Origin of the sequence: Collimonas sp. (assembly GCF_039923675.1) — a bacterium.
Taxonomy (GTDB): Bacteria; Pseudomonadota; Gammaproteobacteria; order Burkholderiales; family Burkholderiaceae_D; genus Collimonas.
In genome coordinates this window covers 27,264-42,036 of sequence record NZ_JBDTCG010000058.1, presented here as the reverse complement: position 1 = coordinate 42,036, position 14,773 = coordinate 27,264, and the positions used below count along the sequence as shown (strand labels likewise).

The window sequence follows — 14,773 nt, the reverse complement described above, 5'->3', positions numbered from 1 at the left end:
CTGGCAGACCATATGTTCGCATGGATCAGTGCTCAAAAAACAAAAAGGCTGGAGATAGCGTCCTCTTTTCCTTCAATTTTGCCTTATTTACTCTTCAAACTTACTCGTCAAACCCGTGACTCCATCCCTATTAAGCAGCACCGCCGCCTCCCGCTACTATACGCGCTGGGTCAATGCCGAAGCCGGACGTGCCGGGCGGATAGCGGAACTATCCAAATCAGCAACAAGGTTAACCCTCAGTCCGACGCTGCTCAGGCAGTTGTTACAAAATGAAACAGATTCCGGCATGCCGTTACCGCGCGCTATGCGCCGTCTGCGCAATTTGCTGGTCTGCACGCTGATCGAACGCGATTTGGGCGGTGTCGCCGATCTCGATGAAGTCGTCAGCGCCGTCACTGCTTTCGCCGAATTTGCCGTACAAACCCATCTGGCGGCGCTGACCGCCGATATGGAAGCGCTACATGGCGTACCGCACGGTGAAGAATCCGGCCAGCCGCTGGAACTGATCGTACTGGGCATGGGCAAGCTGGGCGGTTGCGAGCTCAACGTTTCATCCGATATCGACCTGATCTTCGTCTACCCCGAGGATGGCGATACCGTGACGGCCGGCGCCGGCCGGCGCAGCTTGTCAAATCACGAGTTCTTCACCCGCCTCGGCAAGAAGCTGATCGGCGCCTTGTCCGAGATTACCGAAGATGGCTTCACCTTCCGGGTCGACATGGCGTTGCGGCCGAACGGCGCCTCGGGACCGCTGGTGGCCAGTTTCAACATGGTCGAAACCTATCTGGTGACCCAGGGCCGCGAATGGGAGCGCTATGCCTGGTGCAAGGCGCGCGCGCTGACCGGCCGCGCGGAAGATATCGCCGCCCTGGAAAACATCAGCCGTCCTTTCGTCTTCAAGCGTTATCTTGATTACGGCTCGATCGACGCCATGCGCTCCATGCATGCCCAGATCCGCACCGAGGTAAAGCGCCTGGAAGTGCTGCATCCGGAGCGCAGCAACAACGTCAAGCTGGGGCGTGGCGGGATTCGCGAGATCGAATTCCTGGCCCAGGTATTCCAGCTGATCCGCGGCGGCCGCGATGCCGAATTACGCGACCGATCCACCCGCGCCACCTTGCACACCCTGGCCAATAAAAATCTGCTGGACGCTGCGGTAGTCCGCAAGCTGCTGGACGCCTACGAGTTCCTGCGCAACCTCGAACACCGCCTGCAATATCTGGACGATGCGCAAACCCATACTTTTCCGACCAACGATGCGGATTGCCTGATCATCGCCCAGGCCATGGGCTTTGCCGATGTGCCGGGATTGATGCAAGTGCTGGAGCAGCACCGGACGCTGGTTGATGCCCAGTTCGCCGACATCTTTGACGACAAGCAACGGGACAGCAGCCAGCAAGACTGGGATGAAGCCGACAATGTGCTGCACACGCTAAGCGAAACCGACACACGCGAAACCATCGCCATCGTTCTCACCCATTGCGGCTTCTCCGATGTCTCGGCGGCAGCGCAGCGGCTGGCGACCACCTGGCAATCGACCCGCGTGCAAAACCTGCCGGTGACCAGCCGCACGCGGCTGTTGGCGCTGGTCAATGCGGCGCTGCCGGTGGTGGCTGCGATCCCCGAGCCCGAACGCCACCTGCCCACTCTCAACCGTTTGCTGGATTTTCTCGAAGCGATTGCGCGCCGCGCCGCCTACCTGGCGCTGCTGACCGAATATCCCGCCACCTTGCATCGCCTGATCCGCATGATCAGCGCCAGCGACTGGGCTGCCAAATACCTGACCCAGCACCCGATCCTGCTGGATGAGCTGCTCGATCCGCGCAGCCTGAATGCCGCGCCGGACTGGCCTGCTTTTGCCCTCGATTGCCGGCGGCAGCTGGAAACCGCAGCCGGCGATACCGAACGGCAGATGGATATCCTGCGCGAGATGCATCACGCTCAGCAGTTCCGTCTGCTGGCGCAAGACCTGGAAGGCGTGCTCAGTATCGAAGCGCTGGCCGACCATCTGTCGAGCCTGGCCGATGCGCTGGTAGCCGCCACGGTACAAGCGATCTGGAACATGATGCCGGGCCGCCATCGCGAAACCCCGCTGTTCACCGTCATCGCCTATGGCAAACTGGGCGGCAAGGAACTCGGCTATGTCTCCGACCTGGATGTGGTGTTCCTGTATGACGATGTAGACCAGGACGGCCCTGCCCTGTACGCCAAGCTGGCGCAGCGCTTCATTACCTGGATGACCAGCCACACGCCGGCCGGCATCCTGTTCGATATCGACATCGCCCTGCGCCCTGATGGCGCAAGCGGTTTGCTAGTGTCGTCGTTTGGCAAGTTCGAAAAATACCAGCGCGAATCCGCCTGGCTGTGGGAACATCAGGCCTTGACTCGAGCCCGCTATTGCGCCGGCGACAGCGCCATCGGCGAACACTTCGAAACCCTGCGCGTGGAAGTACTGCGGCAAGTGCGCGACCCGGTTCTGCTACAGCGTGAAGTACAAGACATGCGGCAGAAAATGCGCGACGCCCACCCCAACCGTAGCGACCGTTTCGACCTCAAGCACGACGCCGGCGGCATGATCGACATCGAATTCCTGGTGCAATTCCTGATACTGCGCCATGCCGCCGATTACCCGCAACTGACCGCCGACATCGGCAATATCGCGCTGTTGAAACTGTGCGGGGAACTAGGCTTGATCGACGCTGCGTTGGCCAACGCCGTAGCCGACGCCTACCGCACCTTCCGTAAATTGCAGCATCAAGGGCGTTTGCAAGGGGAAGAGCGGGCGCGCGTGGTGCACAGCCGGATAGCGCAGGAAATCTCGATGGTGACGCAGTTGTGGGCTGCTGTCTTTATCGTTAGCGCCGATCACTGAATCAGGTCTTCAAGAATACCTCGACATTAAAATACTTCAATTACGAATATTTTAAATTTACTCGCATTGCGAATATATTGACTTTATCTGCATTGCGAATATAATTTTATTATTCGTTTTGTGGATATTTCATATGAAACAGATCATTTCGACGGAAAACCAGCTTGGCCACCTGATACAGGGATTGCGTAAATCACAACAGCTGACACAGGCACAACTGGCGCAAAAAGCCGGCATCAGCCAGGCGCGGTTGTCGGTTCTCGAGCTCAACCCGGGGCGCATCACCATCGAGCGCCTATTGCGCATCATGGGTGCGCTTGACTTGGAAATGGTGATCCAGGAAAAAGCCGATGCGACCCCAACCTATTCCATCGCCCAGCAACCATCGGAGTGGTGATGGGCCGTCCATCAAAAACACAAACACTCGTCACCTGGCTCAACGGCGAGCGAGTGGGCACCTGGAGTATTCCTCCTCACGCCGAACCATCTTTTACTTATGAGGAAAGCTGGTTTTCCTCGCCCGCCTTTCGCTCGCTTTCCTTGTCACTGCCAGCCATCAAGAGCAATCCCTCCATCAAAGGCGCGGTGGTTAACGATTTTTTCGACAACTTGCTGCCTGATAGCGAAATCATCCGTAAGCGCTTGCAAACCAAATTCAGGGCGTCAGACACTGGCGCTTTTGCACTGTTGGCCGCAGTTGGCCGCGATTGCGTCGGCGCGGTCCAGCTCATGCCACAAGGCGAAGCGCCCGAGGGACTGGATCGCATAAACGCCACTCCACTGGACGACAACGGCGTCGAGCGCATTTTGCAGCAAGCGACTGCTACCCCGAGCGCACTGGCAGATGACGAAGAAGACGATTTGCGGCTATCAATCGCCGGCGCACAGGAAAAAACCGCGCTGATCTGGCACAACGGCGGCTGGTGCAAGCCCCTGCAAGCCACCCCGACAACCCATATCTTCAAGTTACCGATGGGGCTGGTGGGCAATCGCAGAGCCGACATGAGCACATCGGTCGAAAACGAATGGTTATGCGGGCGCATCCTGCACGCCTACGATATTCCGGTAGCGCCATGCGATATCGCCGTGTTTGGGCAGACCAAGGCATTGGTCGTGCAACGCTTCGACCGTCAGTTGGCGCGCAGCGGAACGCATTGGCTGCGGCTGCCGCAGGAAGACTTTTGCCAGGCCACCGGAACGCCGGCGGCACGCAAATACGAAGCCGACGGCGGCCCCGGCATGCTGCGGATAGCCGCATTGTTGGGCAATGCCGTATCACGCGACCAGGATATCGCAACGTTTCTCAAGGCCCAGATAGTTTTCTGGATGCTGCGGGCTACTGACGGCCACGCTAAAAACTTCAGTATTTTCCTGCTGGCCGGCGACCGCTACAAAATGACGCCGCTGTACGACGTCTTGTCCGCCTGGCCGGTGATAGGGCAAGGCCCCAATCTGATCCCACCGCAACGCGCAAAAATGGCGATGGCCTGGCTCGGCAAGAACCGCCACTATCATGCCGACAGCGCGCTGCGGCGGCACATGACAAATACCATGCTGAAATGCGGCTACGGCGCGTCGCCTGGCGACTTGATCGACCAGATCACTGAACAGACGCCGGCAATCTGCGAACGTGTGGCAGCAGAATTGCCGCCGGAATTTCCCGCTTCGCTGGCAGTCAGGATTTTTGAAGGCTTGTTGGAATCCGCACGCCAGTTGCAGGAATCCCCAAACCGGTCCTGATCTCTGCATACCTCTTTACCAAAAAAAACGCCCCGGGGGTTGAATCGACCCCGGGGCGCTTTTAATTCAGCGACAAGCTTTTACTTGGCGGTATTTACTTGGCGTTAACCAGTGCAACCGTCGTGTCCAGCATACGGTTCGAGAAGCCCCACTCATTGTCATACCAGCTCGATACTTTCACCAGGCGACCGGAAACCTTGGTCAGCGTGGAATCGAAGTTCGAGGAAGCAGGATTGTGATTGAAGTCGACCGATACCAGCGGCTCGACGTTATAAGTCAGCAAGCCCTTCAATGCGCCGTTTTCCGATGCATCTTTCATGATCGCGTTGACTTCGTCGACAGTCGTGTCGCGCGCGGCGACGAACGACAGGTCCACCAGCGAGACGTTGATGGTCGGCACACGGATGGCGAAACCGTCCAGCTTGCCGTTCAGCTCTGGCAGGACCAGGCCGACCGCAGCGGCAGCGCCGGTCTTGGCCGGGATCATGCTCATGGTGGCGGAACGGGCGCGACGCAAGTCCTCATGGTAAACGTCGGTCAGCACCTGGTCGTTGGTGTAGGAGTGAATGGTAGTCATCAGGCCATTCACCACGCCGATCTTGTCGTTCAGCGGCTTGACCAGCGGCGCCAGGCAGTTTGTCGTGCAGGAAGCGTTGGAGATCACGGTGTCGCTGGCTTTCAGCACGCCGTGGTTGACGCCGAAAACGACAGTGGCGTCGACATCCTTGCCGCCTGGTGCGGAGATGATGACTTTCTTGGCGCCGCCCTTGATGTGGGCGCTGGCTTTTTCCTTGGTGGTGAAGAAACCGGTGCATTCCAGCACGACGTCAACGCCCAGCTCGCCCCATGGCAGTTCGGCCGGATTGCGTTGCGCCAAAACCTTGATGCGGTCGCCATTGACTACGATGAAATCGCCGTCGACAGTCACGGTGCCGGGGAACTTGCCGTGGGCGGTATCGTACTGGGTCAGGTGGGCATTGGTTTTTGGATCGCCGAGGTCGTTGATGGCAACGATCTCGATATCATGCTTTTTGCCGCCTTCGTAATGGGCGCGAAGGATGTTGCGGCCGATGCGGCCATAGCCATTGATGGCGACGCGAATAGTCATGGTTTTCTCCTAAGGTATTAACAAAAAAATTATTTCAAGCAATCCTGACGGCTACTTCTCACAACCTCGTCATTCCCGCGAACGAGGGAATCCAGGTTGCAGTAAACACTGTTAGCAAATTGGATTCCCTCGTTCGCGGGAATGACCCGGTCAGGAGGGACGCAACGCTAACGATGCAAAATCATCTAATAGTACGCCAGCCGTAGCCGGCTTCCTGCAAATCCAGTCCGTCCCAGCTGAACGGCTGTTCCACCAACAGCTCCCCGCCCAGCGTTTCGTAAAACTGCCGCGCCTGGGTATTTTGCGACAACACCCACACCAGCATGTTGTGGGCGCCGGCGCTGGCCAGGGTGGCAGCCACGTGCGCCACCAGCTTGCGGCCGATGCCGGCGCGCTGCACCGACGGTTCCAGGTAGATCGCCGTCAGCTCGGAATCGAAGCCGAGCTTGGATTCCTTGAGCGTCATGCCTGCGGCGAAACCCAGCACCTCGCCATCGACTTCAGCCACGAAAACATTGGCGGCGCTCGATGTAGCCGACAAGATGCGGCTCCAGATCGCGGTGCTGTCTTCAATCTTCATGCCGTCCAGATAATCATCCGGAATGATGCCGCGATAAGTGGCGCGCCAACTGTCGATCCGCACCGCCGCAATCACCGAGGCATCGGCGATCGTGGCACGGCGGATGAGGACATCGCCGACGATATTGGTGACGTCTTGCTTCTTGAAGCTCTTTACACTCATGCCAGGACCAGCTTGGTCTTGGCCACGACGTTTTCAACAGTGAAGCCGAAATGCTTGAACAGCACAGGAGCCGGAGCCGATTCGCCGAACGTGTCGATGCCGACCACAGCGCCTTCCAGGCCGACATACTTGTGCCAGAACGCTGTCACGCCGGCTTCGATCGCCACGCGCGGCAAACCGCGCTGCAGGACGCTGGCCTTGTAAGCAGATTCCTGGCGATCGAACACGTCGGCGCAAGGCATCGACACCACGCGTACTGCAATACCTTCTTGCGCCAGCGCTGCCGCGGCTTGCATCGCCAGTTCGACTTCGGAGCCGGTTGCGATCAGGATCGCCTTGGCGTTCGGCGCATCTTTCAAGATGTAGGCGCCGCGCTGGATAGCGGCGATCTGCGCCGCGTCGCGTTCCTGGTATTGCAAATTCTGGCGCGAGAAAATCAGCGTGCTCGGGCCATGCTTGCGCTTCACTGCCTGTTCCCATGCCACTGCCGATTCGACCGTGTCGCATGGACGCCAGTTGTCCAGTTGCGGGATCAGGCGCAGGCTGGAAACGTGCTCCACCGATTGATGGGTCGGACCGTCTTCACCGAGGCCGATCGAATCATGGGTGAACACGAAGATCGAGCGGATCTTCATCAGCGCCGCCATGCGCAAGGCATTGCGGCTGTAGTCCGAGAAGGTCAGGAAAGTCGCGCCGAACGGGATGTAGCCGCCATGCAGGGCGATACCGTTCATCATCGCGCTCATGCCGAATTCGCGCACGCCGTAGTTGATGTGGTTCCCCGGCTGGTCGGCGCGCACGGCGACCGACTCTTTCCAGTTGGTCAGGTTGGAACCGGTCAGATCGGCCGAACCGCCAAGGAATTCCGGCAGCACCGGCGCCAATGCCTGGATCGCGTTCTGGCTGGCTTTGCGGGTAGCGATGGTTTCTTTTTTCTCGACGCAAGCGGCAATGTAGGCGCTCACTGTCTGTCCGAAATTGCCTGGCAGCTCACCCTTCATGCGGCGGGTGAATTCGCTGGCCTGTTCCGGGTGGGCGGCAGTGTAAGCCGCGAACAGCGCATTCCAATCGCCTTCAGATTGCTTACCTTGCGGCTTGGCGTCCCATGCTGCGTAGACGTCGGCAGGAATTTCAAACGGCGCGGAGGTCCAGCCCAGCGCTTCACGCACAGCGGCGATTTCCTTGTCGCCCAAAGCCGCGCCGTGCACGTTGTGGGTGCCGGCCATGTTTGGCGAACCCTTGCCGATCACGGTCTTGCAGCAGATCAAGGTTGGCTTGTCTGACAGTTTGGCTTGGTGGATGGCGGCGCTGACGGCTTCCACGTTGTGGCCGTCGACGGCGCGGATCACGTTCCAGCCGTAGGCTTCGAAACGCTTCGGGGTGTCGTCCTTGAACCAGCCTTCGACATGGCCGTCGATCGAGATACCGTTATCATCGTACAGTGCGATCAGTTTCGACAGGCGCAGCGTGCCGGCCAGCGAGCAAGCCTCGTGCGAAATGCCTTCCATCAGGCAGCCGTCGCCGACGAAGGTGTAGGTGTAGTGATCGACGATCGCCAGTTCGCCGCGGTTGAATTCCGCCGCCAGCAGCTTTTCCGCCAGCGCCATGCCGACCGCATTGGTCAAACCTTGGCCCAGCGGGCCGGTGGTGGTTTCAATCCCTGGTGTGACGTCGACTTCAGGATGGCCCGGGGTCTTCGAATGCATTTGACGGAAATTACGCAGCTCATCCATCGGCAGATCGTAGCCGGTGAGGTGCAGCAAAGCGTATTGCAGCATCGAACCATGACCATTCGACAAGACGAAGCGATCGCGATTGAACCAGTGCGGATTGCTTGGATTGTGACGATAGTGCTTGGCCCACAAGGCGACTGCGATTTCCGCCATACCCATCGGCATGCCGGGATGGCCGGAATTAGCTTTTTGGACAGCGTCCATTGCCAGTGCGCGGATTGCATTGGCCATCTTGGTAGTCGGGAGTGTGGAAGTCATGGTTTGAGCGGTAGGCAACGGTTGAAAATTGGTTGGTGAGCAAATTTCGGTCATCCGCGACAGCGAACGTCGGCAGCGGATGCCAGAACAGCCACAAAGGCCGATATTTTACCAAAATGCAGTCGATCCCGGTTCAAATCGACGCATTTATCAGCTTCCAGGGCAGTAAAATGCTGCCGCAGCGCCGAAGGCGAGCACATTGCATCAGATATGGATTGTGCGGCGCTTTTGTCATTTCGTTACCATTTCGCTGTCACTTTCATCTCGATTTTGTCCCTCCGGACCCCTTTTTCACTGAACAGACCATGCAAGGTTTACATCTCACGGCCGATTGCTACGATTGCCGCTGCGCTCCGGGCTTGCTGCTCGATGCCGCGCAACTACGGCAGTTTGTAGTTGAACAGACAATCCGTTCCGGACTCACCATAGTCGGCGAGAAATTCCATCCGTTCCAGGCTGCCGACGGCAGCGCCGCCGGCGTTACCTGCGCCCTGCTGCTGGCAGAATCGCACCTGGCGATCCATACCTGGCCCGAGCGCCTGGCAGTGACCCTCGATGTATACGTCTGCAATTTCACGGAAGACAACAGCGCCAAGGCCAACGGCTTGCTGGATACCCTGATCGTCGGCTTTGCGCCGGCGCGCTGGCAAACCCATCGCTTGCAACGCGGCAGCGGCGCCACCGACCAGACCTTGGCGCTGGAACAGCTGACCCCGCATACCGCCTACGGTACCCAGCTGGCGGCGCCGCTGGCGCAAATGCAATCGCCGTTCCAGCGCATAGAAATTGCCGATTCGGCGGAATTCGGCAAGGTAATGCGGTTGGACGGCGCCTTCATGACTTCCGAGCGCGACGAGTTCTTCTATCATGAGTGCCTGGTGCATCCGGCCGCGCTCAGCCATCCCCATCCGCGGCGCGCGTTGATCGTTGGCGGCGGCGATGGCGGCAGCAGCGAAGAACTGCTCAAGCATCCCTCGATCAAACATATCACCTTGTGCGAAATCGATCCGCAGGTGATCCAGCTGGCGCGCGAGCATCTGCAGCAAATCCATCATGGCGCACTGGATGATCCGCGGGTGCGGCATGTGGCGGAAGATGGCTTCGCCTTTGTCAAAGATGCCGCGCGCTCACCCAAGGCAGACCAGTTGTACGATTTGATATTGCTGGACCTGACCGACCCGCAAAGCGCCGATGGCAGCGCGCTGGCCGCCGATTGCTATACGGAAGAATTCCTGCAGGCTTGTCGCACTTTGCTCGATACAGGCGGTGCGCTGGTCATGCATCTAGGCAGCCCGTTCCATCATCCGCAACGCTTCAGCCAGTTGCGCCGACGTCTCGGCAATGTCTTCCGGCAGGTCAGTCCTTACACCGTTTATGTACCCTTGTACGGTGCGCTATGGGGCATGGCGGTGGCCAGCGATACGCTCGATCCGCGGCAATTGGACAGTCAGACAATCGCAAGCCGCTTGCGGGAACGCCCCCTGCCCGAGCTCCAGTATTACAACGAAAATGTCCATGTAGCACTATTCGCGCTGCCCAATTTCGTGCAAAATCTGGGCGCTTAGTTTGTTGTTGCAATTTCATCGTTGCCTGCTATGGAGAGCGTCTTGCCAACCACCGGACTTTTGAAGCAAACCTTGGAATCTGCCGGCCCATTTGCCAGGAAGAGCCGCGCCGTGCCGCTGGTGCTGGCGGCATCGACCTTGCTGGCGGGCTGCAGCCCGCGCCAGGCGCGTGACGAATACGCCAGCCAGGAAGACTGCAAAAAGGATTGGTCCCGTCCCGAGCTGTGCCAGCCCGCGTCCGGCGGCAGCACGCACGCCAGCTATTACGGCGGCCGCTACTATGGCCCGAGCTACGATGAGGGCGAGCGCGACAGCGCGCAACGCACCGCACGTAGCGGCAGCGGCAGCGGCAGCGGCAGCGGCAGCGGCAGCGGCAGCGGCAGCGGCAGCGGCGGCAACAGTGTCGGCCTGGCAGGCGGCGAAAGCAGTAACCACTCGGTCAGCCGCAGCGTGTCGCGCGGCGGCTTCGGCGGCGCCCACATGTCTTCCGCTGGCGGCTGATCATGATCCGCGAAAGCCTCACCCCGCGCGCCAACTGGCAGGAACAATTCGAATCGCTCGGCTTTACCTATCACTCGATCGACGACCTGTATTGGGACGAGCGCTATGCCTACCGCTTTACGGCAGCGCAGATCGATGCGGTGGAAGACGCCACCAGTGAATTGCACCAGATGGCGCTGCAGGCGGTCGAGCACGTGATCGCCAAGGAACGCCTGGGACAGTTCGCGATTCCGCAACCGTTCTGGGCACTGGTGGAAGAAAGCTGGCGCGAAAAGGAATTCTCGCTCTACGGCCGTTTCGACCTGTCCTGGGATGGCCATGGCGCGCCGAAAATGCTGGAATATAACGCCGATACGCCGACCGGCCTGGTCGAGTCCAGCGTGGCGCAATGGTATTGGCTGCAAGATGTATTTCCGCAGGCAGACCAGTTCAATTCGCTGCATGAAAAACTGATCGCCCAATGGCAAACCCTGGCCGTCAGCCATCAATGCAAAGGCTTGCTGCACTTCGCCTGCATCGGCGGCCACGAAGAAGACGAAGGCAACCTGGCCTACTTGCGCGATACCGCGATCCAGGCCGGCTTCGCCACCAAACAACTGGCGATCGAAAACATCGGCTGGGATGCGCAGCATGCGGAATTCGTCGACGATTTCGATTCGAAGATAAGCAACCTGTTCAAGCTGTATCCTTGGGAATGGCTGTGCCGCGAAGCGTTTGCCGACCACCTGCTGGCGCGGCCGTTGCGGCTGATCGAACCGGCCTGGAAGATGGTGCTGTCCAACAAGGCCATCCTGCCGGTGCTGTGGGAGCTGTTTCCCGGTCACCCTAACCTGCTGCCGGCGTTTTTCGACGCCTGGCGCATCAGTGGCGATTTCGTCAAGAAGCCGCTGTATTCGCGCGAAGGCGAAAACATCACGATCTATGCCGGCGGCGAAGTCCATCACCAGCCCGGACAATACGGTGCCGAGGGCTATATCTACCAGGCGTTTGCAGCGCAGCCGAAATTCGACGACGGCATTACGCCAGCCTATACGTCCGTCGGTTCATGGGTTGTCGGCGATGCACCGGCCGGTATCGGCATCCGGGAAGACGTCTCGCTGATTACCAAGGACACCAGCCGCTTTGTCCCGCACTATTTTGTCGATTAATCATCATCACTATCTGTCACCAGCCAACCAGTCAGGAGCATAGCCCCAATGAACCTTGCCTTTCTCCCCGTCGGCTTGCCGGCCTTTTTGTCTCACTTCGGCCTGGCGCTGGTACTGGTCGCCGTGTTTTTCGTGGTGTATATTTTTATCACGCCCTATCATGAACTGGCGTTGATCCGCGCCGGCAATAACTCCGCAGCAGCCAGCCTGGCAGGCGCCTTGCTCGGCTATAGCGTGGCCTTGTCTTCCGCCATATCAAACAGCGTCAACCTGCTGGACATGCTGGTGTGGGGCGTGGTGGCTCTGGTGGTGCAACTGTTGGCGTTCCTGATTGTCAGACTGTTGCTGCCGACCCTGATCGCGGATATTCCTGAAAACAAGATCGCATCCGGCGTCTTACTTGGTACAGTCAGCCTTGGGCTTGGCCTGTTGAACGCCGCCTGCATGACCTATTAACCAAACACCAAATAATCTCTCTACATGCCCCGTTTCTACGTCTCAATCCCACTCGAAATCGGCCAGGTGCTGATGCTGCCGGATGCGGTCGCCCATCATCTGCTGGTGCTGCGCCTTGGACCGGCTGCGCCCATCACCCTGTTTAACGGCGAAGGCGGCGAATACACTGCGACCATCAGCGGCATCGAAAAAAAGAGAGTCAGCGCCGAGATCAAGACGTTCTCGCCGCGCGAGGTTGAGCTGCCCTATGCGATTACGCTGGCGCAGGCTTTGCCGGAATCGTCGAAACTGGACTGGATCATCGAAAAAGCCGTCGAGCTCGGCGTCGCCGCGATCCAGCCGCTGGCGGCGCAACGCTGCGTGGTGCGCCTGAACAGCGAACGCGCCGAGAAAAAGCAAAGCCATTGGCAGGGCGTGATCGTCGCCGCCGCCGAACAAAGCGGACGCAACCGCATGCCCACCCTGTCCACCCTCAGCCCGTTCAACGACTGGGTCCAGCAGCAGGATCTGCACAAGCGCATCCTGTTGTCGCCGCGTGGTGAGCAATCGCTGTCCGACTGGGCCCGCCATCAGCCGCCGCAGGCGCTGGCGCTGCTGATCGGCCCGGAAGGCGGCTTCACTGAGGCGGAGGAGAACCTGGCTTGCAGCCAGGGCGCGCTGATGTTGTCGATGGGACCACGGATCTTGCGCACCGAAACCGCCGGCCTGGCGGCGCTGGCGGCGATCAATGCGATCTGGGGCGAGATGTAGGGTCGTAGAGTCGCCGTCGCGGCTTTTCTATGCTTTCTACAAATTGATCTAAGCAAAGATCAAAACTCTGGCTAGAATGGAAAAGGATGCCAAGACACAATCGTTTTCTTTGTCCAGCTACTCAAATTTCTAGCCTCGTTGTAGTATCACTCTGCTTATTTGCTTTGTAACTAGCTTGTGTTTTCCACAAGCTAGAAAATAGCCTTGACGGCTTATCGCATTATTTACTCTGGAGAATATTATGGGACTACTGGATTCGGTACTTGGCGCAATTGGCGGCGGCGGCCAGCAGCAATCGAATGATCCGAAAGCCATGCTGATCGCCGCTGCAGTGCCATTGCTGCTCAAGGCGCTGCAAGGCGGCGGTGCGGGCGCAGGCCAGGCTGCAGGCACTGGCTCTGGCGGCCTCCTCAGCGCATTCGAGGGTGCGGGCCTGGGCTCGGTTGTGCAGTCATGGATCGGCAACGGCCAGAACCAGGCAATTTCGCCGGATCAGGTGCAACAAGCGCTGGGCGGCGGCCACCTGCAAGAACTGGCGACGGCAGCCGGCATTTCACCGACTGAAGCTGCCGGCCATCTGTCGGAAATTCTGCCGGAACTGGTCAACAAGCTGACGCCAAACGGCCAGGCAACGGCGCCTGCCGGCGGCTTGGATCTGGGCAGCTTGCTGGGTGGACTGTTGGGCGGCAACAAACAAGCTTGAAGTAGCTGGCCTGTTTGACAAGAAATCGCCCTGCGGGGCGATTTTTTTATGGGCAGGCCAGGAGTAAAATGGCGATTTTACCAACCCTAATGCATGCAATCCGCCGCCGATCGATTTCTGGGCAAGGGTAAAGCCCCGAATGCATTTATAATCCAAGGTTTTGCAATAAACACTCCAGTCACTTCAATGAAGGTATTTCGCGGACTTCCCAACGCCGAATCGCGCGCCCCTTGCGCGCTCACGATCGGCAACTTTGATGGCGTTCATCGCGGCCATCAGGTATTGCTTGCGCACGTCCGCAAGGCGGCCACCGAACTGGGGCTGGATGCGGCGGTAATGACATTCGAACCACACCCGCGTGAATTCTTTGCGCAGCGCGCCGGCCAGCCTGGCAACATGCCGACCCGCGTCGCCAATCTGCGCGACAAGCTGCAATCGCTGGCGCAGGCCGGCATTGATCGCGTGATCGTCGAACATTTCAACGCCAGCTTCGCCGCCATGTCGCCGCAGGACTTTATTGAAAAAGTGCTGGTCGAGGGCTTGCATGTGAAATGGCTGATGGTGGGTGAGGATTTCTGCTTCGGCTCGCGGCGCGCCGGCAATATCGCCACCCTGGTCGAAGCAGGCAAGAAATACGGCTTCCAGGTCGAGACCTTGCCCACTGTAATGAACGAAGGGGCACGGGTATCCTCGTCGGCAGTAAGGACGGCGCTGGCGGCGGGCGATTTCAGCCACGCACGAGCGCTGCTGGGGCATCCGTATGCGATCTCCGGCCACGTGGTGCATGGCAAGAAACTCGGCCGCACCATCGGCTTCCCTACCCTCAATCTGCGCGTCAGCCACAAGCTGCCTGCATTGTCCGGTATTTTCGTGGTGAAAGTGCATGGCCTGTCGGAACAGCCGTTGCCTGGAGTCGCCAGCATCGGCGTGCGGCCCACCGTGGACGACAGCGGCCGGGTGCTCTTGGAGACCTACCTGCTCGACTTTAGCGGCGATTGTTATGGCAAGGTGATCCAGGTTGAATTCTTGCAAAAGCTGCGCGACGAAGAAAAATACGTCGACCTGCCGACGCTGACAGTCGCGATTGAAGGCGACGTCGCCAATGCGCGGGCCTATTTCCGTCAGCATGACAGCACAGCCACGCGTGCACCCACCGCGGCCACGGATCGAATTTGACGCTGCTTGCAGTTGCCGCTT

At 59.1% G+C, this 14,773-nt stretch carries 13 protein-coding genes; 10 read left to right on the top strand and 3 right to left on the bottom strand.

The genetic code is table 11. From position 1 onward, the window contains the following. Positions 1 to 115: 115 nt before the first annotated feature. The 3 genes from glnE (at position 116) to ABI171_RS13205 (ending at position 4,612) form a co-directional block, all read left to right on the top strand. Complete coding sequence (gene glnE, locus ABI171_RS13215) at positions 116 to 2,872, top strand: bifunctional [glutamate--ammonia ligase]-adenylyl-L-tyrosine phosphorylase/[glutamate--ammonia-ligase] adenylyltransferase (protein WP_348093024.1); 2,757 nt, start codon at positions 116 to 118, stop codon at positions 2,870 to 2,872. Between the two features lie 133 nt (positions 2,873 to 3,005). Then, positions 3,006 to 3,269, top strand: a complete 264-nt coding sequence (locus tag ABI171_RS13210; RefSeq protein ID WP_348093023.1) for a helix-turn-helix domain-containing protein — start codon at positions 3,006 to 3,008, stop codon at positions 3,267 to 3,269. Continuing rightward, positions 3,269 to 4,612, top strand: a complete 1,344-nt coding sequence (locus ABI171_RS13205; RefSeq protein WP_348093022.1) for a type II toxin-antitoxin system HipA family toxin — start codon at positions 3,269 to 3,271, stop codon at positions 4,610 to 4,612. The genes ABI171_RS13210 and ABI171_RS13205 overlap by 1 nt, the downstream gene beginning before the upstream one ends. A 94-nt stretch (positions 4,613 to 4,706) precedes the next feature. On the opposite strand, the gene gap is transcribed toward ABI171_RS13205, so the two are convergent. The 3 genes from gap to tkt all read right to left on the bottom strand — a co-directional run bounded on the left by gap (position 4,707) and on the right by tkt (position 8,453). Continuing rightward, positions 4,707 to 5,720, bottom strand: a complete 1,014-nt coding sequence (gene gap, locus ABI171_RS13200; RefSeq protein WP_348093021.1) for a type I glyceraldehyde-3-phosphate dehydrogenase — start codon at positions 5,718 to 5,720, stop codon at positions 4,707 to 4,709. 181 nt (positions 5,721 to 5,901) lie between these two features. Continuing rightward, positions 5,902 to 6,462 carry a GNAT family N-acetyltransferase gene (locus ABI171_RS13195; RefSeq protein WP_348093020.1) on the bottom strand — a complete coding sequence of 187 codons (561 nt, stop codon included), beginning with the start codon at positions 6,460 to 6,462 and terminating at the stop codon, positions 5,902 to 5,904. Continuing rightward, the gene (gene tkt, locus ABI171_RS13190; RefSeq protein ID WP_348093019.1) at positions 6,459 to 8,453 is read right to left on the bottom strand and encodes a transketolase; all 1,995 of its coding nucleotides are present in this window, start codon (positions 8,451 to 8,453) and stop codon (positions 6,459 to 6,461) included. The genes ABI171_RS13195 and tkt overlap by 4 nt, the downstream gene beginning before the upstream one ends. 305 nt (positions 8,454 to 8,758) lie before the next feature. On the opposite strand from tkt, the gene speE reads away from it, so the two are divergent. From speE to ABI171_RS13155, 7 genes are all read left to right on the top strand, one after another. Continuing rightward, positions 8,759 to 10,018 carry a polyamine aminopropyltransferase gene (gene speE / locus ABI171_RS13185; protein WP_348093018.1) on the top strand — a complete coding sequence of 420 codons (1,260 nt, stop codon included), beginning with the start codon at positions 8,759 to 8,761 and terminating at the stop codon, positions 10,016 to 10,018. Between the two features lie 42 nt (positions 10,019 to 10,060). Continuing rightward, positions 10,061 to 10,519, top strand: coding sequence for a hypothetical protein (locus ABI171_RS13180; RefSeq protein ID WP_348093017.1), 459 nt, complete (start codon positions 10,061 to 10,063; stop codon positions 10,517 to 10,519). A 2-nt stretch (positions 10,520 to 10,521) separates the two neighbouring features. Then, positions 10,522 to 11,667 (top strand): glutathionylspermidine synthase family protein, encoded by a 1,146-nt coding sequence (locus ABI171_RS13175; protein ID WP_348093016.1) that lies wholly within the window; start codon positions 10,522 to 10,524, stop codon positions 11,665 to 11,667. A gap of 48 nt (positions 11,668 to 11,715) precedes the next feature. Then, positions 11,716 to 12,123, top strand: a complete 408-nt coding sequence (locus ABI171_RS13170) for a DUF350 domain-containing protein (RefSeq protein WP_348093015.1) — start codon at positions 11,716 to 11,718, stop codon at positions 12,121 to 12,123. Positions 12,124 to 12,147: 24 nt separating this feature from the next. Next, complete coding sequence (locus ABI171_RS13165) at positions 12,148 to 12,873, top strand: 16S rRNA (uracil(1498)-N(3))-methyltransferase (RefSeq protein ID WP_348093014.1); 726 nt, start codon at positions 12,148 to 12,150, stop codon at positions 12,871 to 12,873. 241 nt (positions 12,874 to 13,114) lie between these two features. Further along, entirely contained in the window at positions 13,115 to 13,576 is a 462-nt protein-coding gene (locus ABI171_RS13160) for a YidB family protein (RefSeq protein WP_348093013.1), read from the top strand. A gap of 186 nt (positions 13,577 to 13,762) precedes the next feature. After that, complete coding sequence (locus tag ABI171_RS13155) at positions 13,763 to 14,752, top strand: bifunctional riboflavin kinase/FAD synthetase (protein WP_348093012.1); 990 nt, start codon at positions 13,763 to 13,765, stop codon at positions 14,750 to 14,752. Positions 14,753 to 14,773: the final 21 nt, after the last annotated feature.